This window comes from Sphaerisporangium sp. TRM90804 (genome assembly GCF_029846175.1).
In the GTDB taxonomy this organism is placed as follows: Bacteria; Actinomycetota; Actinomycetes; order Streptosporangiales; family Streptosporangiaceae; genus Sphaerisporangium.
Genome location: NZ_JARWAC010000015.1, coordinates 388,071 through 411,633 on the forward strand (window position 1 = coordinate 388,071; position 23,563 = coordinate 411,633).

Annotated in this window: 23 protein-coding genes; 8 read left to right on the forward strand and 15 right to left on the reverse strand. The window is 72.6% G+C overall.

What is annotated here, in order from left to right; translation table 11 throughout:
- Positions 1–10 precede the first annotated feature (10 nt).
- Together bioB and PYR91_RS20355 are read left to right on the forward strand one after the other, a co-directional pair.
- Positions 11–1,009, forward strand: coding sequence for a biotin synthase BioB (bioB, locus tag PYR91_RS20350; protein ID WP_279781720.1), 999 nt, complete (start codon positions 11–13; stop codon positions 1,007–1,009).
- Positions 1,010–1,084: 75 nt separating this feature from the next.
- Positions 1,085–2,731 (forward strand): acetolactate synthase, encoded by a 1,647-nt coding sequence (locus PYR91_RS20355; protein ID WP_279781721.1) that lies wholly within the window; start codon positions 1,085–1,087, stop codon positions 2,729–2,731.
- Positions 2,732–2,789: 58 nt separating this feature from the next.
- Here the strand turns inward: PYR91_RS20355 and PYR91_RS20360 are convergent, their stop codons facing one another.
- Positions 2,790–4,562 carry a serine/threonine-protein kinase gene (locus PYR91_RS20360; RefSeq protein ID WP_279781723.1) on the reverse strand — a complete coding sequence of 591 codons (1,773 nt, stop codon included), beginning with the start codon at positions 4,560–4,562 and terminating at the stop codon, positions 2,790–2,792.
- A 430-nt stretch (positions 4,563–4,992) separates the two neighbouring features.
- On the opposite strand from PYR91_RS20360, the gene PYR91_RS20365 reads away from it, so the two are divergent.
- Positions 4,993–5,370, forward strand: coding sequence for a hotdog domain-containing protein (locus tag PYR91_RS20365; RefSeq protein ID WP_279781725.1), 378 nt, complete (start codon positions 4,993–4,995; stop codon positions 5,368–5,370).
- Positions 5,371–5,384: 14 nt separating this feature from the next.
- On the opposite strand, the gene PYR91_RS20370 is transcribed toward PYR91_RS20365, so the two are convergent.
- The 9 genes from PYR91_RS20370 to PYR91_RS20410 all read right to left on the reverse strand — a co-directional run bounded on the left by PYR91_RS20370 (position 5,385) and on the right by PYR91_RS20410 (position 12,465).
- The gene (locus PYR91_RS20370) at positions 5,385–5,597 is read right to left on the reverse strand and encodes a biotin/lipoyl-binding carrier protein (RefSeq protein WP_279781727.1); all 213 of its coding nucleotides are present in this window, start codon (positions 5,595–5,597) and stop codon (positions 5,385–5,387) included.
- A 96-nt stretch (positions 5,598–5,693) separates the two neighbouring features.
- Positions 5,694–7,067, reverse strand: coding sequence for a biotin carboxylase N-terminal domain-containing protein (locus PYR91_RS20375; protein ID WP_279781729.1), 1,374 nt, complete (start codon positions 7,065–7,067; stop codon positions 5,694–5,696).
- A gap of 224 nt (positions 7,068–7,291) precedes the next feature.
- Positions 7,292–7,465, reverse strand: a complete 174-nt coding sequence (locus tag PYR91_RS20380; protein WP_279781731.1) for a hypothetical protein — start codon at positions 7,463–7,465, stop codon at positions 7,292–7,294.
- A 135-nt stretch (positions 7,466–7,600) separates the two neighbouring features.
- Positions 7,601–8,809, reverse strand: a complete 1,209-nt coding sequence (locus tag PYR91_RS20385) for an HD domain-containing phosphohydrolase (protein WP_279781791.1) — start codon at positions 8,807–8,809, stop codon at positions 7,601–7,603.
- Positions 8,810–8,874: 65 nt separating this feature from the next.
- Positions 8,875–10,230 carry an HD-GYP domain-containing protein gene (locus PYR91_RS20390; protein ID WP_279781732.1) on the reverse strand — a complete coding sequence of 452 codons (1,356 nt, stop codon included), beginning with the start codon at positions 10,228–10,230 and terminating at the stop codon, positions 8,875–8,877.
- A 37-nt stretch (positions 10,231–10,267) separates the two neighbouring features.
- Entirely contained in the window at positions 10,268–10,411 is a 144-nt protein-coding gene (locus tag PYR91_RS20395) for a hypothetical protein (RefSeq protein ID WP_279781734.1), read from the reverse strand.
- Positions 10,412–10,517: 106 nt separating this feature from the next.
- Positions 10,518–11,450, reverse strand: coding sequence for an NAD-dependent epimerase/dehydratase family protein (locus PYR91_RS20400; RefSeq protein ID WP_279781736.1), 933 nt, complete (start codon positions 11,448–11,450; stop codon positions 10,518–10,520).
- Positions 11,451–11,507: 57 nt separating this feature from the next.
- The gene (rsrA, locus tag PYR91_RS20405) at positions 11,508–11,783 is read right to left on the reverse strand and encodes a mycothiol system anti-sigma-R factor (RefSeq protein ID WP_279781738.1); all 276 of its coding nucleotides are present in this window, start codon (positions 11,781–11,783) and stop codon (positions 11,508–11,510) included.
- A 76-nt stretch (positions 11,784–11,859) separates the two neighbouring features.
- Positions 11,860–12,465 (reverse strand): sigma-70 family RNA polymerase sigma factor, encoded by a 606-nt coding sequence (locus PYR91_RS20410; protein ID WP_279781739.1) that lies wholly within the window; start codon positions 12,463–12,465, stop codon positions 11,860–11,862.
- A 237-nt stretch (positions 12,466–12,702) separates the two neighbouring features.
- Between PYR91_RS20410 and PYR91_RS20415 the strand changes: the two genes are divergently transcribed.
- Positions 12,703–13,443 (forward strand): methyltransferase domain-containing protein, encoded by a 741-nt coding sequence (locus PYR91_RS20415; protein ID WP_279781740.1) that lies wholly within the window; start codon positions 12,703–12,705, stop codon positions 13,441–13,443.
- Between the two features lie 16 nt (positions 13,444–13,459).
- Here the strand turns inward: PYR91_RS20415 and PYR91_RS20420 are convergent, their stop codons facing one another.
- Entirely contained in the window at positions 13,460–13,792 is a 333-nt protein-coding gene (locus PYR91_RS20420) for a TraR/DksA family transcriptional regulator (protein WP_279781742.1), read from the reverse strand.
- 185 nt (positions 13,793–13,977) lie between these two features.
- A complete protein-coding gene (locus PYR91_RS20425) occupies positions 13,978–14,745 on the reverse strand; it encodes an SOS response-associated peptidase (protein ID WP_279781744.1) in 768 nt (255 codons plus the stop codon).
- Positions 14,746–14,859: 114 nt separating this feature from the next.
- Between PYR91_RS20425 and aroA the strand changes: the two genes are divergently transcribed.
- The 3 genes from aroA to hisN all read left to right on the forward strand — a co-directional run bounded on the left by aroA (position 14,860) and on the right by hisN (position 18,086).
- A complete protein-coding gene (gene aroA, locus PYR91_RS20430; protein WP_279781746.1) occupies positions 14,860–16,137 on the forward strand; it encodes a 3-phosphoshikimate 1-carboxyvinyltransferase in 1,278 nt (425 codons plus the stop codon).
- A 26-nt stretch (positions 16,138–16,163) separates the two neighbouring features.
- Positions 16,164–17,159, forward strand: a complete 996-nt coding sequence (gene rsgA, locus PYR91_RS20435) for a ribosome small subunit-dependent GTPase A (RefSeq protein ID WP_279781747.1) — start codon at positions 16,164–16,166, stop codon at positions 17,157–17,159.
- A gap of 141 nt (positions 17,160–17,300) precedes the next feature.
- Positions 17,301–18,086 carry a histidinol-phosphatase gene (hisN, locus tag PYR91_RS20440; RefSeq protein WP_279781748.1) on the forward strand — a complete coding sequence of 262 codons (786 nt, stop codon included), beginning with the start codon at positions 17,301–17,303 and terminating at the stop codon, positions 18,084–18,086.
- A 265-nt stretch (positions 18,087–18,351) separates the two neighbouring features.
- Here the strand turns inward: hisN and PYR91_RS20445 are convergent, their stop codons facing one another.
- Positions 18,352–19,257 carry a phenylalanine 4-monooxygenase gene (locus PYR91_RS20445; protein WP_279781750.1) on the reverse strand — a complete coding sequence of 302 codons (906 nt, stop codon included), beginning with the start codon at positions 19,255–19,257 and terminating at the stop codon, positions 18,352–18,354.
- A gap of 162 nt (positions 19,258–19,419) precedes the next feature.
- Here PYR91_RS20445 and PYR91_RS20450 point away from each other — a divergent pair, with 162 nt between their 5' ends.
- On the forward strand, positions 19,420–19,902 hold the full coding sequence (locus tag PYR91_RS20450; RefSeq protein WP_279781751.1) for an Lrp/AsnC family transcriptional regulator: 483 nt from the start codon (positions 19,420–19,422) through the stop codon (positions 19,900–19,902).
- Positions 19,903–20,080: 178 nt separating this feature from the next.
- Here PYR91_RS20450 and PYR91_RS20455 read toward each other — a convergent pair whose 3' ends face one another.
- Entirely contained in the window at positions 20,081–21,841 is a 1,761-nt protein-coding gene (locus tag PYR91_RS20455) for a substrate-binding and VWA domain-containing protein (protein ID WP_279781752.1), read from the reverse strand.
- 142 nt (positions 21,842–21,983) lie between these two features.
- Entirely contained in the window at positions 21,984–23,027 is a 1,044-nt protein-coding gene (gene trpS / locus PYR91_RS20460; protein ID WP_347943345.1) for a tryptophan--tRNA ligase, read from the reverse strand.
- Positions 23,028–23,563: the final 536 nt, after the last annotated feature.

The window sequence follows — 23,563 nt, forward strand, 5'->3', positions numbered from 1 at the left end:
AGCAGAACCGATGAGTATGGACATCCTGGAAATCGCCCGGGTTCAGGTTCTCGAGGAGGGCCGGGGCCTGTCCTCCGCCCAGGCCCTGCGGTGCCTGGAACTGCCCGACGACCGCCTTCCCGAGCTGCTGGCGCTGGCGCACGAGGTGCGCATGGCGTGGTGCGGCCCGGAGGTCGAGGTGGAGGGCATCATCTCCCTGAAGACCGGCGGCTGCCCGGAGGACTGTCACTTCTGCTCGCAGTCCGGCCAGTTCACCTCGCCGGTCCGGTCGGTGTGGCTGGACATCCCCTCCCTGGTGCGCGCCGCCGTCGAGACCGCCGCCACCGGCGCCACCGAGTTCTGCATCGTCGCCGCCGTGCGCGGCCCCGACGCCCGGCTCATGGAGCAGGTGCGCGAGGGCGTGAAGGCGATCCGCGAGGCCGTCGAGATCAACGTCGCCTGCTCCCTCGGCATGCTCACCCAGGAGCAGGTCGACGAACTCGCCGAGATGGGCGTGCACCGCTACAACCACAACCTGGAGACCGCGCGCTCCCATTTCGGCAGCGTGGTCACCACGCACACCTGGGAGGAGCGCTGGCAGACCTGCGAGATGGTGCGCGCGGCCGGCATGGAGCTGTGCTGCGGCGGCATCATCGGCATGGGCGAGACCATCGAGCAGCGCGCGGAGTTCGCCGGGCAGCTCGGCGAGCTGGGCCCCGACGAGGTGCCGCTGAACTTCCTCAACCCGCGCCCCGGCACGCCGTTCGCCTCCCAGCCGCTGGTCGAGGGGCGCGAGGCGCTGAAGACGGTGGCGACGTTCCGGCTGGCCCTGCCGCGCACGATCCTGCGGTACGCCGGAGGGCGCGAGCTCACGCTGGGCGACCTCGGCACCCGCGAGGGCATGCTCGGCGGCGTGAACGCCATCATCGTCGGCAACTACCTGACCACCCTCGGCCGGGCGCCGGAACGCGACCTGGAACTCCTGGCCGACCTCAAGATGCCCATCAAGGCGCTGTCACCGACCCTCTGACCCTAGAGTCGGGCTCGAGCAGGGCGAAAAGCCGGCTTGAGGATTGACCGGGGACAGAAAAGGTAAGTGCACATCATGGACTCCGCAAAGCACGCCGGCGACATCGCGGTCGCCGTCTCACAAGCCTATGGCGCCGAGGTCATGTTCACCCTCTCGGGCGGCCATGTCTTCCCGCTGTACGACGGCGCCGTCCACCAGGGCATGCGCATCGTCGACGTACGGCACGAGCAGAGCGCGGTGTTCGCCGCGGAGGCCACGGCGCGGCTCACGCGCCGGCCGGGCCTCGCGGTGCTCACCGCCGGCCCCGGGATCACCAACGGCGTGAGCGGTGTGGCGACCGCCCACTTCAACGGCTCCCCCGTCGTGATCATGGGCGGCCGGGCCCCGCAGTCGCGGTGGGGCTCCGGGGCGCTCCAGGAGATGGACCACCCGCCGATGTTCGAGACGATCACCAAGCTGGCCTTCACGGCCGGCGGGGCCGACTCGATCGGCCAGGACGTCGAGATGGCCTTCCGCACGGCCATCGCCCCGCACCGCGGCCCGGTGTTCCTCGACTTCTACATGGACCACCTGTTCGCGCCCTCTCCGCCGCACGAGGCGGAGACGCTCACGCCGTCCCCGCTGGAGCCCGACGGCGAGGCGCTGGCCGCCATCGCGCGGTTGATCGCCGAGGCCGAGCGCCCGGTGCTCGTGGTCGGCTCCGACGTGTGGATGGACCGCGCCGAGCTCCCGGCGCGCGACTTCGCCGAGGCCTTCCGCATCCCGGTGATCGCCAACGGCCAGGGGCGCGGCGTCCTGCCCGCCGGACACGAGCTGCTCGTCACGCGCGCCCGCGGCATGGCGTTCTCCCAGGCCGACCTCGTCATCGTGGCCGGCACCCCGCTCGACTTCCGGCTCGCCTACGGCGTCTTCAGCGGCAGGGACGGCTCGCCGCCCACCAAGGTCGTGCACCTGGGCGACGCGCCCTCGCAGCTCGCCACGCACGTCGAGACCGCCGGGTCGACCGCCGGAGACCTGTCGGTGCTGTTCTGGGGCCTCAGCATGGCCTGCACCGAGGCGGGCGTGTCGCCCAAGGCGTACCAAGACTGGCTGACCACGCTCAACGACGCCTGCGCCGCCTCCAAGGCCGGCGACGCCGAGCTGCTGGAGTCCGACGCCGACCCCATCCACCCCATGCGCATCTACGGCGAGCTCAACCGCGTCCTGGCCGACGACGCCGTGGTCATCGGCGACGGCGGCGACTTCGTGTCGTACGCCGGCAAGTACGTCGAGCCGCGCCGCCCGGGCTGCTGGCTCGACCCCGGGCCCTACGGCTGCCTGGGCACCGGCCTGGGCTACGCCATCGCCGCGCGCATCGCCCGCCCGTCGTCGCAGGTGGTCCTGCTGCTCGGCGACGGCGCCGCGGGGCTGTCGCTCATGGACGTCGACACGCTGGTGCGCCACAAGCTGCCGGTCGTGATGGTCTGCGGCAACAACGGCATGTGGGGCCTGGAGAAGCACCCCATGCAGATGCTCTACGGCTACGACGTCGCCGCCGAGCTGCAGCCGCAGTGCCGGTACGACCAGGTGGTCGCCGCCCTCGGCGGCGCGGGGGAGCTGGTGACCTCCCCCGCCGAGATCGGGCCCGCGCTGCGCCGCGCGTTCGACTCCGGCGTGCCCTACATGGTCAACATCGCCACCGACCCGCAGGTCGCCTACCCGCGGGCCACCTCCGGCATCTGACGCCCGGCCACCGGCACCCCGGCGCGCGCGCCCCGGTGCCGGCGACCCGGCATGCCCGTCAGGGAAGCGTCGGGGACGGCGTCGGCGTCTCGCCGTCGCCGGGCTCGTCGCAGGGGATGCCCTGCTGGACGACGATCGTCACGGCCTGGCCGATTCCCAGGGACGTGCCCGGCGTGGGCGACTGGTCGAGCACGCGGGTGCAGCCCTCGCCGCTCGGCTCGCCGCTGAGGTCGACCTTGGCCTTGAAGCCCGCCTGCTTGAGCTTGGCCCTCGCCTGATCTTCACTCATGTTGATGACCGCCGGCACCACCCTCTTGGCGGTGGGCGACTTGCTGGGGGTGGGGGACGGTGAGGGGGAGGGGCTCCGGGTCGGCGTCGGGGACGGCTTGGCGCCGGTGGGGCTCGGGGAGGGCGAGGCCTCCTCGGTGCGCCTGACGGGCTCGGTCTCGGGGCGCTGCACCGGGGTGGGGCGGGGGCTGCGCTGCGTGCCGCGCTTGGGCGGCGGCTCGCTCTCGCCGGGGGTGGCCGACGGTGTCACGACGACGCCGGCCGCCTGGGCGCCGGTGTTGGCCAACTGGTTGAACGCCAGCGCCCCGCCGCCGCCGAGCAGGGCTCCGGCGGCGATGACGCCGACCAGCAGCCCCGGCCCGCGGCGCTTGGACCTGACGCCCCTGCGCCCGCCGCGCGCGCCACGCGGCCCGGAGGCGGCGGTGGGGTCGGCGGCGGGCCCCTGGGAGGTCGAGAAGCCCCGGGACGGTGTCATGGGGGGCGCGTGCGCGGCCGGGCCGAGGGAGCCGGACGCGCCCATGATGTAGGGCTGCGGCGTCGCCGCGGTGGCGCCAGGATCGCCCTCGTGCCAGGCGGGCCGGGCCGCGTGGGCGCCGGTCTCGGGCACGCCGGCGGGACCGTGCCCGGGGTGGGCTCCGGCGGACGTGGTCTGCTCGGAGGAGACCATGCCGGTCAGCCCGGCCACGCCGAACACCGCCGAGGAGGGCCCGGTGTCGTCGCGCATGGTCTGGCGGGAGGCCATGCTCATCTCGGCGGCGCTGTGCCAGCGGCGCGCCGGGTCCTTGACGAGGGCTCGCTCGACGAGGTGACGCACGCTGGGCGGCACGTCGGGCGGCAGCGGCGGCGGCTCCTCGCGGATGTGCTTCAGCGCGATGGTGACCGGGGTGTCGCCGTCGAACGGGCGGTACCCGGCCAGGCACTCGTAGGCCACCACGCCGAGGGCGTAGATGTCGACGGCCGGGGTGACCGGCTGGCCCTCGGCCTGCTCCGGCGCGCAGTAGGCGGCCGTTCCGAGCACCATGCCGGCGTCGGTGAGCCGGTGGCCCATGTCGGCCCGGGCGATGCCGAAGTCGGTGAGCACCAGCGTGCCGTCGGGGCGGACCAGCAGGTTGCCGGGCTTGACGTCGCGGTGCACGATGCCTTTGTCGTGCACCGCCTGCAGCGCCGCGGCGGCCTGGGCGATGAGCTCCATGGCCGGCTCGGGCGCGATGCGGCCGAGCCGGGTGAGCAGCCGGTCGAGCGGCTCGCCGTCGACGAACCGCATCACCAGGTAGGCGGTGGGCCCGTCGCCGGGCACGTCGCTCACCCCGTAGTCGTAGACGTCCACCACACCCGGGTGGTTGATCGTCGCCATCGCCCGCGCTTCCCCCTGGAAGCGGGCGGCGAAGCCGGGGTCGTCCATCCGGCCTGGTAACAGCACCTTGACGGCGACGGTGCGGGCGAGCACGGTGTCCTCACCGCGCCACACCTCGCCCATGCCTCCGGCGCCGAGCCGGACGTCCAGACGGTAACGCCCCGCCAGCGTGGTCCCTTGGGCCACCATTTCTCCCCCGCTAACCCCAATCACTTCTAACCCGAAGCCACCCCGCGGTTCTCCAACCAAGCGGATCAGTGTCGCGGCGAGGTCACGCCGTCATCACAAAACCCTGTGGTCACAGACTTTCCGGGGTCAGTAGACCGTCACCCCGTGTTCGGCGCACCGGGCCGACCAACCACGCGGGGTCACCTGCACCACCAGGCGGCGACGGCAGGCCGCGCAGTAGCGGGGTGGTTCCATAAGCCGTGCGGAGCGACACTCGGGGTGCTGGGCGTCCCCTTGGGGACCCCCGCAGTGGTCGCAGTAAGGGCTCACGCCAGAAGCGTATTCCATCGTCTCCCACCGGGGTCGTCAACCGGGCAAGCCGGCGCGACGGAACGGGGCCGGGCCCCGGCCGGCGGCGCGGGGCTCGATGGGCGCCTCTAGGCTGGCCCGCATGACGATCGAGCCAGGGCTGCGCGCCGAGCTGCTGTTCATGGTGGAGCACGAGGACACCGCGATCAAGGTCGGCAGCGGCGACGTCCCGGTGCTGGGCACGCCCCGGCTGCTGGCCATCGCCGAGGCGGTCACCACGCGTGCCCTTCACGACCGCCTGCCGCCCGGGCACACCTCGGTCGGCACCAAGGTGCTGCTGGAGCACCGCGCGGCCAGCCCCGTGGGCACGCACGTCGAGGTGCGCGCCGAGCTCGTGGAGGTCGACGGGCGGCGCCTGGTCTTCCAGGTCACCGCCCGCGATCGGCGGCGCACGGTGGCCACGGCCACCATCGAGCGTGTCGTCGTCGACCGCGAGCGCTTCCTCGCCGGCCTCGCCTGAGCCGCGGCGGTTCGTCACTCGATGACGGCGATCAGGTCGCCCTCCTGGATGACGTCGCCCTCCGCCACCTTCAGGCCGATGACCACGCCGGAATCCTCGGCGAGCACCGGGATCTCCATCTTCATCGACTCCAGGATGACCAGCGTGTCGCCTTCGCTGACGCTGTCCCCCTCGGTCACGACGACCTTCCAGACGTTCGCCACCATCTCGGCCCGTACTTCCGCCACCGGAACTCCCCTCCATCGATGTCTCAACTCTGCCAGAAGGCCCCCGCCCGGCCCTTTCGCGCGCGTGGTCGCCGGCGCGCGACGGCTCCGCCGGCGTCATGCCCGCATCCGGCCGACCAGCCCGGTGTCGTAGTCGCCGGAGACGAACTCCGCGTTCTCCAGGAGCTCGACGAAGAAGGGGAGGTTGTTCTTGGGCCCTTCGACGCGGAAGGCGGCCACGGCCTCGCGCGCCCGTTCCAGCGCCTCCTCGCGGTCGGCGCCGTGAACGCACAGCTTGGCCATCAGCGGATCATAGAACGGCGTGACGGTGTTTCCCGCGACATATCCAGAATCGAGGCGAATGCCGGGACCGGCCGGCTCCTCCCAGACGTCGATCTTCCCCGGGCCGGGGAAGAACCGCTTCGGATCCTCGGCGTACACCCGGAACTCGATGGCGTGCCCGCGTGACTCGACGGCGCGCCCCCGCGGCGCCGCCGGGACCGTGGCGGGCTCCCCCGCCGCGACCAGCACCTGCTGCTCCACCAGGTCGACGCCGGTCACCAGCTCGGTGACGGGGTGCTCCACCTGGAGCCGGGTGTTCATCTCCAGGAACACGAACTCCTGGGCCTCGGTGTCCACCAGGCACTCGACGGTGCCCGCCCCCTGGTAGTCCACGGCCTCCCCGGCGCGCACCGCGGCGGCCAGCATGCGCTCGCGCAGCTCCGCCGAGACGCCCGGCGACGGCGACTCCTCCACCACCTTCTGGTGGCGCCGCTGCACCGAGCAGTCGCGCTCGCCCAGCGCCACCACCGTGCCGTCCGCCAGCCCGAGGATCTGCACCTCGACGTGGCGCGCCCGCGCGACGTAGCGCTCCAGCAGAATCGCCGGCCCCCGGGCGGCGTCGCCGCCTTCGCCGCCGAAGCGCTCGGCGGCCCGCGCGGCCGTCGCGAACGCCTTGGCCAGCCCCGCGGCGTCGTGCGCGACGCCCATGCCGATGCCGCCGCCGCCCCCGGCCGTCTTCACCATGACGGGGTAGCCGATGCGCTCGGCCGCGGCCAGCGCCTCGGCCTCAGAGGTCACCGGCTCGCGGGTTCCCGCGGCCACCGGCACCCCGGCGGCCTCCATCAGGTTCCGCGCGTTGATCTTGTCGCCCATGCGCTCCATCGCCTCCGGCGCCGGGCCGATCCAGCCCAGGCCCGCGTCGATGACGGCCCGGGCGAAGGCGGCGTTCTCGGCGAGGAACCCGTAACCGGGATGAACGGCCTGGGCGCCGGTGGCCCGGCACGCCTCCAGCACCCTGGCGACGTCCAGGTAGCTGCGGGCGGGCGCGGCCGGCCCGAGCAGGAAGGCCTCGTCGGCCTCCCGGACGAACGGCAGGTCGGCGTCGGCCTCGGAGTACACGGCCACAGCTCGAAGACCCATGCGTCGCACCGTGCGCACGACGCGCCGCGCGATCTCCCCGCGGTTGGCCACCAGAACGCTCTCGAACACCGGCCGGCTCCCTTCGACGGCTCACCAGCCTATGGGTGGAGCGGTGCCGGGAACCTTCCCCCGAAACCACCGATCCCCCGTGTCCCGTCTGTAGGAAGTACACAACCGGCGGGTGACCGCGCGGCCGTTTCCCCGCACGCGAAAGGGCACGGTCAGCGCTCAGAAAAGCCCGCACACGGGCCCTGGCCGCCGCCCCCCGAACGGGCGGCGGCCGGACGCGCCCCTCAGCCGCGCCAGGCCGTGGCGAGCAGTTCCTGCGAGCGCACGCGGTCGCGGTGGTCGTGGGTGATGGTCGTGACCAGCAGCTCGTCCGCCCCCGTCGCCCGGCGCAGGACGCGCAGCCGTTCGACGACGGCCTCGGGCGACCCGACGAACCGGGTGTGGAGGCGGTCGGCCACCAGCGCGCGGTCCCCCTCGCTCCACGCGCGCGGCGGCCTCCTCCGGCGAGGGGAAGGCCATCGCCCCCGCGCCGGTCAGCGACTCGGGCCGTCCCACCACGTCGAGGGCGCCGGAAGGCGTCCCGTGCGTGGGGCTCAGTGGTGCTGGAGCGGGCCGAGGCGGTCGACGACCCTGGCCATCGCCCGCACGACCTCGGGGTCGTACTCGTCGCCGCCGTCGAGCCGCAGCCGCTCCAGGGTGGCCGCCGCGCGGTCGCGGTCGGTGGAACCGCCCACCAGGTCGTCGTAGGCGTTGGCCGCCTTGATGATGCGGCTGGCCAGCGGCGGCATGTCGGGCCCGGAGAACGGGTCGACCTGGCGGCGGACGATCTCGGCGACCCGGCCGAGCACGCCGGTCTTCCGGATGACCTCGGCCCCCAGCTCGGCGATGCTGCGTGCCTGCTCGGCCTCGGTGAGCACCGTGGCGCCGCCGGGGATGGGGTCGCGCAGCGAGAGCTGGCCGATGTCGTGCATGAACGCGGCGTACTCGAGCTCCAGCAGCTCCGGCTCGGCCATGCCCAGCTCGCGGCCGATCGCCAGCGACAGGCGGCTGACGCGGCGCGAGTGCCCCGGCTCGACGTAGCCGGCGACCTCGGTCACCCGGGCGAGCGCCCGCACGGTCTGCAGGTAGGTGGCCCGGATGCCGGCGTACTTGCGGAAGGCTATCTGGGTGACCAGCAGCGGCGCCGCGAACACCAGCAGGGCCGCGAGGTTCATGCTGTGGGAGGCCAGCGCCAGCAGGATGCCGGAGGCTGCGACGGCGGCGCCGAGCGGCGCGGCCATGCCCACCTCGTCGCGGACGGCCACGCCCAGCGCCGTGCGCACCTGCTCGGCCCGCAGCACGGCGGCGATCACGACGTCGACCGCCAGCATCACCGTGATGAGCACCGCCATGACGCCGAGCACCAGCCACCAGCGCCTGCCGCCCTCGGTGGTGTCGTAGAGCGCGGGGGCCAGCGGCCGGTAGGCGAAGGCGAGCAGGGCCCCGGTGAGCAGCCGCCGGGCGATGGCGTCCAGCCGCGGCGGCCTGCCGACCGCCAGGTGCGGAAGCGCGCCCACCGACATGCCGGCCGACATGACCGCGACCACCTGGAGCGCCGAGTGCCCGGTGGGCTGGCCGCCGACGTCCAGCAGCAGGGTGTAGCCCAGGGCCGCGGCGGCGCCGATGGGCGCGACCTCCCGGTTGCCGGGCATGGTGAGCCTGGCGAGCTCCCCCGCCGCCACCAGCGCGCCGAACGCGATCGCGATCTCGGGGTCGAGCAGCCCGACCGCCGCGGTGTGGGCGACGCCCGCCACGGTGATCATGCCGGCGGCGCAGATCAGCAGGAGCTGGCCGGAGTCGAGCCCCCGCAGGGGGCGCGTGACGGTGCTCACCGCTCGGACACCACTTCGATCGGCCTGGTGGGGTCGTCGTGGTCCTTGGCCATGGTCTCCACGATCTCGCCGGCCTCGGGCGCGGGCGGCCTGCCGGGCGGCGTCCAGCCGTGCCGGTCGATCGCCCTGATGAAGGCGCTGACCATGACGGGGTCGAACTGCGTGCCCGCGCCCTTGCGCAGCTCGGCCATGGCCTCCTCCAGCGACTTGGCCTTGCGGTAGGCGCGGTCGGAGGTCATCGAGTCGAAGGCGTCGGCCACGGCGATCACCCTGGCGAACTCGGGGATCTCGGCGCCCGCCAGCCCCATGGGGTAGCCCTTGCCGTCCTGCCGCTCGTGGTGGTGCATGATGCCCGCGAACGCCTCGTCGAGGAAGTCGATGCCCTGCACGATCTCCAGGCCCCGCATGGGGTGGAGCTGGATGGCGGCGAGCTCCTCCTCGGTGAGGCGGCCGTCCTTCTGCAGGACCTTGGTCGGGACGCCCAGCTTGCCGACGTCGTGCAGCATGCCGGCGTACCCGATGGCCCGCAGCCGCTCGGGGCCCATGCCGATCTCCTGGGCGATCATCGTCGAGGAGCTGGAGACCCGGGTGCAGTGGCCGCGCGTGTAGTAGTCCTTGGTCTCCACCGCCTGGCACAGGGCGGCGATCGTGGCGTCGTAGGAGCGCTGCTGCGCGAGGTACTGGCCGAAGGCCCACCGGGCGATGAAGAGCGGCAGCAGCACCAGGACCGCGGAGATCGACTGCACCGTGGCCCACAGGCCGGCGATCAGCAGGCCGAACGTCGCGTACCCGAGGTAGGAGACCAGGAACGGGGCCAGGCTGCGCACCGGCACCTCGTCGGCGCGCAGCTGCCCGGCCAGCCAGAGCATGACGCCGAACAGCACGAAGTTGAGCGGCACGAACACCGCCGCCGCGCCCATGAAGGGGCCGAGCAGGTCGGCGAAGCGGTCGACGCCCGGGGCGTCCTGCGGGCCGCCGAGCCGCTCGAAGACCACCCCCGCCGCGTAGCCGCAGATCGCGAACTGGGCGCCGTTGAACAGGCGCTTGTGCATGGGCAGGCCGGGCCGCACGCTGAGCACGGCGGTCGCTCCGACGATGGCGGCCCCGACGTCGCCCACGAGCACCACCGCCGCGAGGGCCGCGGAGAAGCTGACCGACATCGCCGCCTGCTCGACGTTGAGCAGGGTGGGAACCGACTCGCAGACCAGGAAGAGCAGCGCCAGCACGAGGAGGGTGGGCAGCTCACGGCCGTCGAGGTGACCGGGGGTGGCCAGGCCCCGCCCGATGAGCGCGACGGCCACCCCGACGATGGCGACGAGGTAGAGCCTGGCCGGCCAGGGGAGATCACGCACTGCCACCGCCTCGGGCTTGGGCCGTCACGGGCCGCGCTCAGGTCCAGGAGATTCCCGTCGGCACGCCGTCGGCGCCGCCGACGAGCACGACCAGAGCGATCAGAGCGATCAGGCCGGGACCCCACCCCGGCGCGCGGGATCCAATGGTCAACACCATGCGTGTGGCCAGTGCTTTCATCATGCGCCCCCTCCCCATCGAAGTCCGGCTTCAGGCTACAGAAACCGCCGTGACGCGTACGGGAAGTCGAAGAATCGCATCCAAAGCGTAATCAAACCACTACCGGCAGCTAACGTGACCTGGCCCATTCGACCGTGGCCTTGATGCCGGTCGCCAGCTCGGTGCGCGGCTGCCAGCCGAGGCCGTCGAGCGCCGGGGCCGGGTCGACCGCCATGTGCGGCAGGTCGCCGAGGCGCACCGGCTCGAACCGCGGCCGGTCTGCGGCCCCGGCGGCGGCGGCCACCAGCGAGTGCAGCTCGCGGTCGGACGTGCGCACGCCCGTGCCGAGGTTGAACCTGCCGCCGTTCCCCCGCTGCCCGCACGCGCGGGCGAAGCCGTCGACGACGTCCTCGACGAAGACGTAGTCGCGGGTCTGCGAGCCGTCACCGTAGACGACGGTCGGCTCACCGCGCAGCAGCGCGTCGGTGAAGATCGACACGACACCCGCCTCACCCTCGGGCGACTGGCGCGGGCCGTAGACGTTCGAGAGCACGAGCGTGGTCGACTCCAGGCCGTACAGGGCGCGGTAGGTCGCGAGGTAGCTCTCGCCGCTCAGCTTGGAGGCGGCGTACGGCGAGCGCGGGTCGGTCGCCGCGTCGCCGGGCACCGGGATCGCGGCCGGGCGGCCGTAGACCGCCACCGAGGATGCGTAGACCACCTTCCTCGCGCCGGCCGCGCGGGCCGCCTCCAGCACGTTGACCGTGCCCTCGACGTTCACCCGGGCGTCGCGCACGGGGTCGGCGACGCTGGCGCGCACGCTGATCTGCGCGGCCAGATGGCAGACGACCTCCGGCCGCCAGCCGGCGGCCAGGCCCACCAGGGCCGGCTGCCGGATGTCGAGATCGTGCAGGCGGAAGTTCGGGCTCTCGGCCGCGGCGTCGACGTTCGACCTGTGCCCCGACGAGAGGTCGTCGACGACCGCGACGTCATGGCCGTCGGCCAGAAGGCGGTCGACGAGGGTGGATCCGATGAAACCGGCACCGCCGGTGACGAGTACCCGCATCCCGGCATCCTAGTAAAGATCGCCGGCGGGGCCGCGCCCCGCCCGCGGCGGCGGCCGTCAGTCGGTGGCTTCGGCCAGTTGGGAACGGACGGACTCGATGCGCCTGAGCACCTTGGCCCGCAGGTCCTCAGGGACGGTGTCGCACCCGCAGTGCTTGGCGACGAGCTGCTTCACGACCGTCTCCAACCCGTACTCCTCAAGGCAGGGCCCGCACTCGTCGAGGTGCTGGCGGATGTCGGACCGGCGGTGATCGTCGATCTCGCCGTCGAGGAAGGTGTAGACCTTGTCCAGCACTTCCTTGCAGTCGGTGTCGTGATGGTTTCCACAGCTCATCGACAACACCTCCCTCCGGCGGCCGCGCCGCCGGAAACGGCCGTCATCGGTGACGACCCCGCCTCACCGCGCACGATCACGACGGCTCCTCCGATCGCGCAAGCCCGCGTCCACGCGCGTAATCCTCGAGTTGCGTCCGCAACTGCCGTCGCCCGCGGTGCAGGCGCGACATCACGGTGCCGATGGGCGTGCCCATGATGTCGGCGATCTCCTTGTACGGGAAACCCTCGACATCGGCCAGGTAGACGGCGATGCGGAACTCCTCGGGCAGCGCCGCCAGAGCGTCCTTCACGTCGCTGTCGGGCAGGTGCTCCAAGGCCTCGATCTCGGCGGACTTCAGGCCGCTCGACGTGTGCGACTCCGCGCGCGCGAGCTGCCAGTCCTCGATCTCCTCGGTGCCGGCCTGCTTCGGCTCCCGCTGCTTCTTGCGGTAGCTGTTGATGAAGGTGTTGGTGAGGATGCGGTACAGCCAGGCCTTGAGGTTCGTGCCCTGCTGGAACTGGTGGAACGAACCGAACGCCTTGGCGAAGGTGTCCTGGAGCAGATCCTCGGCGTCGGCGGGGTTCCTGGTCATCCGGAGCGCGGCTGAGTACAGCTGGTCGAGGTACGGCATAGCGTCCCGCTCGAACCGCTGGCTTCTCTGCTCCAGCGTCTCCTCGGCTGTCTTGGAGACTGGACCCACCCCCTTATACGTGCTGTACAAAGCCGAGAATACCGGCTGGTGCACAGCCGACCGATCACCGACCTCGGCCATCAGCATGGGACGGAACCTCCTCGCGTGTTTACGCCCGTCTTCAACACGCGCGGCATAGCATCTGTTCCCGGTAAGTAGAAGGTGACGAACGACCCGGTACGGGGAAAAAGATACGTACCGGCTGGCGGCAATCCCCGGAGAGCCTCGACCGTCCAGGAGCGACTTGTGCTGCCCATCCCAGCCAGCGAACTGAACGGCTCTGGAACGCTCGGGCCGTACTGGACCTTCTACCACGCCGTCGTGGCCGAGCAGCTGAGACGGTGGCTGCCGCAGCGCCCGTGCCTGCTGCTCGACCTCTCGGGCGGCAGGGGCCGCTGGCCCGCCCAGGCGGCCAAGTCGGGGCACCACGTGCTTGAGGTGGTGGACTTCCGCCGCACCGGCGAGCCGTGGCTGCGTGACGCCTCCAACAGGATCGGCCGGGTGCGGGCCGACGACCTCGGCTTCCTGCCCGACGCCTGCGTCGACGCCGTGGTGGCCGAGGAGCGCGTGCTGTCGCTGGAGCTGATGGCCGAGTCCACCATGGAGGACGTCGTCCGCGTGCTGAAGCCGGGCGGGCGGGTGCTGGCCTCCGTCGACTCGCTCGTGCTCGGCATGGCGATCATGGCCGAGCAGAACTACTGGGCCCACCTGTGCCAGACCAGCGAGGTCATGCTCGTGCCCTGGCCGGACGGCAGCATCACCCGCTGCTTCACCAGCGCCCAGCTCCGCGAGCTGCTCACCGACGCCGGTCTGGAGGTGGAGTGGGTGCGTCCGCGCACGGTGCTGTCGCCCTCGACGGTCGACCACGTGCTGGCCAACGACTCCAAGGCGCTGAACTGGCTGGTGCGCACGGAGCTGGAGGCCCACCCGGACGACGACGACACGGTGGGGATCCACCTGGTGGCCAGCGCCCGCAGGCCCGGGTGAGCGCCGGCGGGCTGCGTCAGCGGCGGCGTTCGCGCACCGACTGGCACTCGACGCAGCGCGCGGCCTCCGGGCGTGCCGCCAGCCGGCCCTCGGGCACCGGGTCGCCGCAGTCGACGCAGGTGCCGTAGTCACCGGAGTCGAGCCGCTTGAGGGCGTCGAGCACGGCCGTGCGCTGGCGGGTGGCCACGTCGATCATGGCCTGCGCGCGGTCGGCGCCGGTGAGGTCGGATCCGGCGTCGGCCGCCGACCTGCCGTCCGGCGGCGCTGGATCGCCGCGCAGGACCGTGATCGACCGGTCGAGTTCGGCGAGCATGTTCTTCAGTTGGTTCCGAGCGGTCGCGTCGTCCACGAATCCGCACCTCCGGGAAGAAAGCACGGCCTCGGACGGGATCCCCCGGAACTCCCGCCTGGCTGTGGGGGACATGCAGGCGGTGACTCTCAGCGTACGAGTCATCGCTTTCCTCACCGGATGCCCACTCGAACGCCTGCTTACACCGCCGCGCGTCAACCTTTCGGCGATGCGGCCCGCCGGTTTCAGAACAGGGCCTTATCGGGGCTCTCCCGCTCGATGAGCCGCGGCCCGTTGTTCCTGACGCTGTTGACGTCGCTGGAGACGGGATAGGACTCCATCCCGGTCTGCACGGCCGTGGTGAGCATGGCCCGCACGTCGTCCAGGTCGGTCAGCGCGGGGTCGAGCCAGTCGCCCCAGCTCTCCCGCTTGATCAGCATGGGCATGCGCTCGTGGATGTGCCCGACGGAGTCCTCGGCCGTGGTGGTGATGACGGTGCAGGTGGTGAGCCACTTCAACGGGTCGTCGTCGGCCCGCCCGGGGTCCTTCCAGAACTCGTACAGCCCCGCCATCGCCATGACCCCGCCGTCGGCGGGGTGGATGAAGAACGGCTGCTTGGTCTTCTTGTCGACCTTGTACCACTCGTAGTAGCCGTCGGCGGGCAGCAGGCACCTGCGCTGCGCGAACGCCCTGCGGTACGACGGTTTCTCGGCCAGGGTCTCGACCCGCGCGTTGATCAGCCGGGAGCCGATCGACGGGTCCTTGGCCCAGCTCGGGACGAGCCCCCACCGCAGCACCCGGAGCTGGCGGACCGGCTCGGGCGCGTCCGCGCCCTTCTCCGCCTTCTTCCCCTTCTTCTCGTCCTCATGGGGACGGGTGAGCACGGCGTAGACCTTCTTGGTCGGGGCGACGTTGTAGTCCGCGGACAGCTCCTCGGAGGAGCCGTCGAGCCCGACCTGGAACTCCTCCACCAGTTCTTGGCGCTTGCGCGCTGACGCGTATCTCCCGCACATGCCACAAGACTGCCACCCTCCGGGACGCGATGGTCATAAGTCGGTCAAGTGGCGCGTGGTCCGGCGGCCGGGCGTCGCCTGTCATCGGAGGCCGGTCCCGGTAGGCTCGGGGCTATGCCAGCTCCCCTGTGGAACGCCCCGGAAGCGGCCGGCCCGGTCGAGGCGACCGTACGGCTGCCGGGGTCCAAGTCGGTGACCAACCGCGCGCTGCTGCTCGCCGCGCTCGCCGACGGGCCCGGCGTCGTGCGCCTGGCGTTGCGCAGCCGCGACGCCGACCTCATGGTGGCGGCGCTGCGTTCGCTGGGCACGGAGCTGACCCCGCTCGGCGAGAGCGTCGACTCCATCGACTGGCGGGTCCTGCCCGGCCCCGTGCGCGGCGGCGCGGCGGTGGACGTCGGGCTGGCGGGCACCATCATGCGCTTCGTGCCGCCGATGGCGGCGCTGGCCGACACCGAGGTCTCCTTCGACGGCGACCCGCACGCCCGCACCCGGCCGATGGGCCCGATCCTGGCCGCGCTGCGCGCGCTCGGCGCCGAGGTGCGCGGCGACGCCCTGCCGTTCACGGTGCGCGGCCCGCTGTCCGGCGGTGAGGTCACCCTCGACGCCTCGGCGTCCTCCCAGCTCGTCTCCGGGCTGCTGCTGTCGGCCGCGCGCTTCGACAAGGGAGTGGTCGTCCGCCACAGCGGCCCGCCGGTGCCCTCCATGCCGCATATCGCGATGACCGTCCACATGCTCCGCGCGGCGGGGGTGCGGGTCGACGACTCCGAGCCCGACGTCTGGCGTGTCGAGCACGGCTCCATCGCGGCCCGCGACCTCACCGTGGAGCCCGACCTGTCGAACGCCGCCCCGTTCCTGGCAGCGGCCCTGATCACCGGCGGCTCCGTGACCGTGCCCGGCTGGCCCGAGCACACCACGCAGGGCGGGGACGCCCTTCGCGAGCTGCTGCCGCGCATGGGCGCCGCCGTCTCGCGCACGCCCGAGGGCCTGAAGGTCACCGGCACCGGGCCGATCACCGGCATCGACGCCGACCTGCGCGACGTCGGGGAGCTGACGCCGACGATCGCGGCCGTGGCCGCGCTGGCCGGCTCGCCGAGCACGCTGCGCGGCGTCGCGCACCTTCGCGGGCACGAGACCGACCGGCTGGCCGCCCTGGCGGCCGAGATCAACGCCCTGGGCGGCGACGTCACCGAGACCGCCGACGGCCTGGTGATCCGGCCGCGTCCCCTGCGCGCCGGCGTCTTCCACACCTACGCCGACCACCGCATGGCGACGGCCGGGGCGGTGATCGGCCTGGCGGTCCCCGGGGTGCGGGTCGAGGACATCGCCACCACCGGCAAGACCCTCCCCGAGTTCGCCCGCATGTGGGCCCGGATGCTGGAGGAAGGCACCTGAGGAAGCGGGAGTACGACGAGGAGGACGTGCGCGTCCGGCCGGGGAAGGGCTCCCGGCCGAGGACCCGGCGCCGTCCCGCGCACGAGGACGCCGTGGCGGCCGTCGTCGTGGCGGTCGACCGCGGCCGCTACACCTGCCTGGTCGGCACGGCGCTCACCGAGCCCGACGTCCGCGACAAGCACCGGCGGGTGGTCCCGGTGACCGCCATGCGGGCGCGCGAGCTCGGCCGCAAGGGCATCGTGGTGGGCGACCGGGTCAGCGTCGTCGGCGACACCTCCGGCGGCCCCGACTCGCTGGCGCGCATCGTGCGGGTCGAGCCGCGCACGTCCATGCTGCGGCGCAGCGCCGACGACAACGACGAGGTCGAGCGCCCCATCGTGGCGAACGCCGACCAGCTCGTGATCGTCGCCGCGCTGGCCGACCCGCCCCCGCGCCCCCGCATGATCGACCGCTTGATGGTCGCGGCCTTCGACGCCGACATCGACCCCCTGCTCTGCCTCACCAAGGCCGACCTCGCCGCGCCCGACGACCTCGTGGCCCGCTACGAGCCGCTCGGCGTGCCGTACCTCATCGTGCAGAAGGGCGGCGACCTCGACGAGCTGCGCGCCAAGCTCGACGACCGCCTCAGCGTCCTGGTGGGCCACTCGGGGGTCGGCAAGTCGACCCTGGTCAACGCGCTGGTCCCGGACGCCGGTCGGGCGGTGTCCCACGTCAACCTGGTCACCGGGCGCGGGCGCCACACCTCCAGCTCGGCGGTCGCGCTGGAGCTGCCGGGCGGCGGGTGGATCATCGACACCCCGGGGGTGCGCAGCTTCGGGCTCGGCCACGTGGTGATCGACAACGTGCTCGCCGCCTTCCCCGACCTCGCCGAGGGCGCGACCCGCTGCCCGAAGGGCTGCAACCACCGCAGCGAGGAGTGCGCGCTCGACGCCTGGGTCGCCGAGGGGCACGCCGGCCCGGTGCGCCTGGAGTCGCTGCGCCGCCTCCTCGGCAGCCGTGACGGCGCCCCCGACGACGAGTGACGGCCGCGGCACGCCGACGGGAGCCGCGCCCCCGCCGGAACCCCGGCGGACCCGGCGCTACCGTCTCGATCACGTACGGAGATCCGCCCGTGACGCCCTGGGACTGCTGAACGCGGGCACGGCACGATAGCGTTTGTCCCTGTGACGGGCTTTAGCGATGACCTGCGCCTGGCGCACGTGATGGCCGACAGCGCCGACGACCTCACCATGCGCCGGTTCCGGGCCGTCGACCTGCGGGTGGACACCAAGCCCGACCTCACGCCGGTGAGCGACGCCGACCGCGCGGTCGAGGAGACCATCCGCGGCACGCTGCGGCGCGCCCGGCCACGCGACGCCGTGGTGGGCGAGGAGCTCGGCAGGACCCGGGGGTACGGCTCCCGCTGCTGGATCATCGACCCCATCGACGGCACCAAGAACTACGTGCGCGGCGTCCCCGTCTGGGCCACGCTCATCGCCCTGGTCGAGGAGGGGCGGGTGGTCGCCGGGGTGGTGTCGGCCCCCGCGCTCGGCCGCCGGTGGTGGGCCGCCGTCGACGGAGGCGCGTGGACCGGCCGCAGCCTCACCAAGGCCACCCGCTGCTCGGTCTCGTCGGTGAGCCGCCTGCAGGACGCGTCGCTGTCGTACTCCAGCTTCGGCGGGTGGGAGGAGCGCGGGCGCCTGGACGGCTTCCTCGACCTCTCCCGCACGGTGTGGCGCACCCGCGCCTACGGCGACTTCTGGTCGCACATGATGGTCGCGGAGGGCGCCGTGGACATCTCGGCCGAGCCCGACCTCTCACCGTGGGACATGGCGGCCCTCACCGTGATCATCGAGGAGGCCGGCGGCGTCTGGACCGACCTGTCGGGCGCCGCGGACGTCGACGGCGGCAGCCTGGTGTGCGCCAACCGCATGCTGCACGGCGAGGTGCTCAAACGCCTCGGCGACTGACCCGCGCCGGCACGGCCGCCCGGCGCCCGCCCTTCGGCGGAGGCGCCGGGCCCGCTCACGGCCGGACGGTCAGCGCTCGTCCGGTGGCCGGGAGATCACTCGGTCGTCGAGGTAGCAACTGCAGTTGCCGCATCCTGGAAGCACGCCGTCCTCCTCGCCCGTCGGACCTTCGACGCTACGGCACGCCCCATCACGGCGCGCCTTGCCGCCCCGCCAGAGTGCTGTTCACCAACGGTGACGCGCCCGTCACGGCGCGGGAGCACCCCTAGACGTCGCTCCTGACGACCGCCCTGCCGGCGACCAGGCGGGCGACGCTGTCGTCGTCGCAGGTGGCCCAGAAGGCGCCGACCACGTCCTCCAGGTGGCTCATCGACTCGGCGCGGAACAGCACGTCCTGGTACTTGGTGATGTCGTACCCGGTGGTGCCCATCACCGCGAGGTCCAGCGGGAGGATGTCCATGCCGCGGAACTCCTCGATCTCGCCGTAGGACGACAGGATGCCGGCGCCGTAGGCGCGGTCCTCGCCGCCCTCGGCCAGCACGCCGAACTCCAGCGTGAACCAGAAGACCTTGGAGACGAACTCCAGGGCCTCCTGGGTCTCGACCCGGCGCGCGGCGGCGCCGGCGAGCCGGTACAGGCTCGCGAACCGGTCGGAGGCCAGCGCGTTGGCGTGCCCGATCACCTCGTGCACGACGTCGGGCTCGGGGGTGTAGAACGGCACCGAATGGTGGCGGATGTACTGCGTCGAGTGGAAGAGCCCGTCGTCCAGCACGCCGTAGAAGTCGCGGAGCGGCACGAGACCGGCGGCGGGCAGGTAGCGGAACCCGGTCAGCGGCTCCAGCAGGTCGCCGACCTCCTGGAGCTGCGGGATCCGGTCAGCGGGCAGCGCGAGGCGCTCGCTTCCCTCCAGGTAGTCGGCGGTCGCGTACCGGCGGTGCTTGATCTTGAGCTCGCGGGAGACCAGCTCCCACACCCGGTGCTCCTCGGCGGTGTAGACGACGTCCGGGACGGGGTCGCCGCGGGTGTGGCCGATCGCCAGCGCGGCGATGGCGTTGCGGCGCTCGCGGTACGCCTGGTCGGCGAAGCCGGGATGGCCGGCGGCGAGGCGGACCACCACGGAGCCGTCGTCCTCGGTGGCCACGGGCGCGAAGTACTGGCCTTCTTCGAACATGCCACAATTAACGGCAATCGCCGCATTTGCTGGCAAGAGCGAGCAGTTTGGATGGGCATCCAGCCCAGATTCGGGGCATCCGGCGGCCCCGGACTGGTCGTTTCGCACAGCGAACCATCACGCGGGTGTTCGCGCCCCTCGCCTCCCTCTAGTCTCAGGGCCATGGCCCACGGTCCCATCGACGCCCTGGACAGCCGCCTGCTCGCCACCATGCGCGCGCACCCGCGCATCGGGCTGATGGAGCTCGCCCGACTGCTGGGGGTCGCCCGCGGCACGGTGCAGTCACGGGTCGACAAGCTGGTGGCGCGCGGCGTGATCGGCGACTTCGGGCCCACGGTCGTCACGGCCGAGGTGGGCTACCCCATCATGGCGTTCGTGTCCCTGCAGATCGCCCAGGGCAGGCTGACCGAGGCCGTCGAGGCGCTGGAGGTGGTGCCCGAGGTGCTGGAGGCCTACGGCACCAGCGGGCAGGGCGACCTGCTGTGCCGGGTGGTCGCGCGCACCACCTCGCACCTCCAGGAGATCATCGCCCGCATCCTCGCCTCACCGGCGGTGCAGCGCACCGACACCACCATCGCGCTGTCGACCCAGGTGCCCTACCGCATCGAGCCCCTGTTGGACGTCGCCGCCCGCAGGGAGCCCTGAGCCCACCGGTAGCCCCGAGCCCGGGAGCACTGAGCCCCGGAGCCCCGGAACCCGCCGGGAGCCCCTGACCCCGGGAGCGCTGAGGCCGCCGGGAGGTGCGGCCGCCGGGAGCCGTGCGGCCGCGGGAGCCTGAGCCGCCTTGATCGCCCCCCCTCGCGCGGGCTCGGCCTGCCGGCGGTCACTCCTGCCGGGTGGCGCACCTCTCGCGGTCCACGCAGACACGGTTGGCCATCACCTGGAGGAAGAGCTGCCGGGCCTGCTCGAAGGTCTGGGCGACCATGGCCGCGCCGTTGGTCGCCCGCGCGATCGTACGCAGCTCCCCGGCGTCGACGCCGGGGCCGTATCCGATCAGCGTGATCGTGACCGGCCTGACCGCGTCGAACTCCTCCGCCAGGGTGGCGAGCAGTGCCTTGCGGGAGATGCCGCGCGTGTCGTCGTCCCTGCCGTCGGTGAACACGACGATCGTGCTCAGCATGCCCTCGGCCTGGCTGCGCGAGGCCGACCGGAACGCCGCCAGCACCGAGTCGTACAGGCCGGTGCCGCCGCGGGTGCGCCCGGGCAGCCCGCGCAGCTCCTCGACGACCTCGGGGCCGTGCCGGTTCACCGGGCCGACCGGCACGAGCTCCTTGAAGTCCTTGCCGTCCCCCAGGCCGGTGGAGAAGATCCACAGGCCGATGTCGCTGTTCTTCGGCAGGCCGCGGACCCCCTCCTCGGCGAACCCGGCGGTCGCCTCCATGCGCGTCGCCGTGCTCCCGGGCACACGCTCGGCCATGGAGCGGCTCACGTCGAGCAGCAGGAGGGCGCGGGTGTCGGCGAGCAGCATCCGCATCGTCAGCAGGCCGCGCAGCGTCGTCTGGACGTCGGGATTCCGGATCTCGCGCGGGGGCTGCGGGCGCAGGCCCCGCCGGGCGTCCATCGAGGGGCCGGCCCCGCCCCCGGTGTCGCGGAACCCGGCCTCCCTGAGCACCGCCTGGCCCGGGCCCGACTGGACGGCCGCGCGGAAGCGCTCGGCGGCCTCCCGCGTGGCCGGGTCGGTGGTTACGGGCACGTAGGGGTAGTCAAGCGAGATGGCCCCCTCGCGCGGGTACAGCCCGGTCAGGGGCGCCGCGCCCCGCCGGCCGTTGAACCGCCAGATGGCCTGCTCGCTCGACACGAGCACCGGGTCGCCGCCGCGCGGCTCGTCCACGACGCCGAACAGGGCGTTCTCGGACGGCAGCACCGACCTCTTCAGGTTGGACGTGATGCCGCGCACGATCGTCCTCATGTCGGGGCGACCGGCCACGACCGCGTTCAGCACGTTGACCGCCGCCAGGCCCGAGGCGAACCTGTTCGGGGCCAGCAGTGTCGTGAACGCCCCGGGGAGCCGCTTCTTCGTCTGCGCGGTCGGGACGAGCAGCGTCCAGGTGGGCTGGCCTCCCCGCGCGGCGAGCTTGGCCGCGGTCTCGCGGGTCACCGCGAGGATGACGGGCGAGCGCGCGACCGAGATGGGGCGCACGGGCAGCACCTTGCCCGCGCCCTGAAGGCGCGCGAGCGCCACCCACACCGACGCCTCGGGCACCCACACGTCCGTGAGGCCCTTGCGGGCGCCGATGTCGTCGGCCACCTCCGCGGACGGGCGCGTGCGCACCGCCACCGTGGCGCAGCCGCCGTTCTCGGTGTACCACCGGGCGACCTTCTCCAGCGCCGGCCCGATCTCGGGCGACGCCATGACACGGAGCTGGGGTCGTTCCGCGCACCCCACCCGGGACGACACCAGGCCGTACGCGCCGCCGGCCAGCGCCGCCAGCAGGACCGCGCACGCCGCCAGGGCGCCGATGACGCGGCGTCGCGCGCGGTCGACGGCCGTGGAACCGTACGCGGGCCGCTGACGCGGGGACGGGGTGTCGCGCCCCCAGGCGTCATAGCCGAGGGGATCGGGATTGCGGTGCCTGCCCGCCACGACATCACCCCTTAGCGCGCGAACCAGCCGTATACGGCGAAGATCTGCCCTGAGTACGCGAATGGTAGCGTGCCCGGCGGCTTCCGACTGCCGATTCAACAGGAGCGCCCGAATAAGAGTCGGACGAAATTCGCCGGCCGTCTCAGTAATGGGCCTTCATCGCCGCCCGCACCTCGGCGAGCGTGGTCTCCGCCACCGCGTTGGCCCGTTCGTTGCCCGAATTCAGCAACCGGCGGATTCCGGCCCGGTCTCGGGCGTATTCGGCCCTGCGGCGCCTGATGGGGGCCAGGAATTCGTTCACCGCCTCGGTGGTGGTGCGCTTCAAGGCCGCGGCGCCGCCGGCCCCGATCTCGTCGGCGACCTCGCGGGGATCGCGGCCCAGGCACAGTGCGGCGAGCAGCACCAGGCTGGACACCTCGGGGCGGGTCTCGGGGTCGTAGGTGATGTGCCGTTCCGCGTCGGTTCGGGCCCCTCTGATCAGCCTGGCGGTCTCGTCGGCGGTCGCGGACAGGGCGATGGCGTTGCCCCGGCTCTTGCTCATCTTGGTGCCGTCGGTGCCCAGCAGCAGCGGCGCGTCCGACAGCAGGGCTTCGGGCTCGGGGAAGACCGAGGCGCCCGCGCCGGCGTACCTGCCGTTGAAGCGGCGCGCGATGGTGCGGGTGAGCTCCACGTGCGGAAGCTGGTCCTGCCCGACCGGCACCAGGTTGGCCTTGCAGAACAGGATGTCGGCGGCCTGGTGGGCGGGATAGGTGAACATCAGGCCGCTCACCGAGGACTGGCGGGAGTGGGTGATCTCGTCCTTGACCGTGGGGTTGCGGCCCAGCTCCGCGACCGAGACGAGGCTGAGGAACGGCAGCAGAAGCTGGTTGAGGGCGGGGACCGCGCTGTGGGTGAAGACGGTCGAGCGGCCTGGGTCGACGCCGACCGCCAGGTAGTCCAGTACGAGCCCTTCGACGTGCTCGGTGAGTCGGTCGGCGACGTCCCGGTCGGTCAGCACCTGGTAGTCGGCGATCACGACGAACATGGAGACGCCGAGGTTCTGCAGCCGCACCCGGTTGTGCAGGGTGCCGAAATAGTGCCCGAGGTGCAGCGGCCCCGTCGGGCGGTCGCCGGTCAGCACGCGGAACCGGCCCGGGTCGTCGTGGATCCGCGCCTCCAGGACGCCACGGCGCTCCCGGGCGGCCATCAGCCCGTCCGTGCCGGCTCGGGGCGGGTCGTCCGCGCCGGGAGTGCCGCTGAGCACCCGGGGCTCGGAGAGGGCGAGAGAGCGGTGCCGGGTCGCGGGCTCGGCGGCGGGGTGGGTGATCACGGGTCTCTCCTGTCTGGCGAGGGCTGCGCCGATCGCGATGGCGGCCCCCGCGTGCAGGAGAAAAGCGAAAGGGCCGTTCATGCGAACGGCCCGGGTCGTGCACGAGTGATGGCCGCTCCTACGAGGAGCGCCACCAGCTCAGACACGACAAACGACTCATGCGGCCAGTGTAGCGCCGTGCCCGGAGGCCAAGAAAGCCCCGTACGGGGGGACACCTCCGCGAGCTGGAACCGGCCCGTCTCCGCGTCCCGACGAGGCTCTGTCGAAACTCCGGTGAACGCGAAAAGGGCCGCCCACACCGTGGACGGCCCTCAACACACGACCAGCGAACAGGAAAACGCGAGGGAGCCACCCACAATCCGTGGACGGCTCCCTCGCGTCACCTGTCATTCAAAATTTTGTCCGGCGGTGTC

Bases quoted from the DNA above. Each gene is read 5' to 3' on its own strand.
- PYR91_RS20385 (WP_279781791.1), bottom strand. From the start codon at position 8,809: ATGATCACCGTGGCGGGCGTCGCCCACACCGCGGCGGTCGGGCTGCTC.
- bioB (WP_279781720.1), top strand. From the start codon at position 11: ATGAGTATGGACATCCTGGAAATCGCCCGGGTTCAGGTTCTCGAGGAG.
- PYR91_RS20450 (WP_279781751.1), top strand. From the start codon at position 19,420: ATGGCCCACGGTCCCATCGACGCCCTGGACAGCCGCCTGCTCGCCACC.
- PYR91_RS20360 (WP_279781723.1), bottom strand. From the start codon at position 4,562: ATGGTGGCCCAAGGGACCACGCTGGCGGGGCGTTACCGTCTGGACGTC.
- aroA (WP_279781746.1), top strand. From the start codon at position 14,860: ATGCCAGCTCCCCTGTGGAACGCCCCGGAAGCGGCCGGCCCGGTCGAG.
- PYR91_RS20400 (WP_279781736.1), bottom strand. From the start codon at position 11,450: ATGCGGGTACTCGTCACCGGCGGTGCCGGTTTCATCGGATCCACCCTC.
- rsrA (WP_279781738.1), bottom strand. From the start codon at position 11,783: ATGAGCTGTGGAAACCATCACGACACCGACTGCAAGGAAGTGCTGGAC.
- trpS (WP_347943345.1), bottom strand. From the start codon at position 23,027: ATGGCCGCCCGGGAGCGCCGTGGCGTCCTGGAGGCGCGGATCCACGAC.
- PYR91_RS20445 (WP_279781750.1), bottom strand. From the start codon at position 19,257: ATGTTCGAAGAAGGCCAGTACTTCGCGCCCGTGGCCACCGAGGACGAC.
- PYR91_RS20425 (WP_279781744.1), bottom strand. From the start codon at position 14,745: ATGTGCGGGAGATACGCGTCAGCGCGCAAGCGCCAAGAACTGGTGGAG.
- PYR91_RS20395 (WP_279781734.1), bottom strand. From the start codon at position 10,411: ATGATGAAAGCACTGGCCACACGCATGGTGTTGACCATTGGATCCCGC.
- PYR91_RS20365 (WP_279781725.1), top strand. From the start codon at position 4,993: ATGACGATCGAGCCAGGGCTGCGCGCCGAGCTGCTGTTCATGGTGGAG.
- PYR91_RS20355 (WP_279781721.1), top strand. From the start codon at position 1,085: ATGGACTCCGCAAAGCACGCCGGCGACATCGCGGTCGCCGTCTCACAA.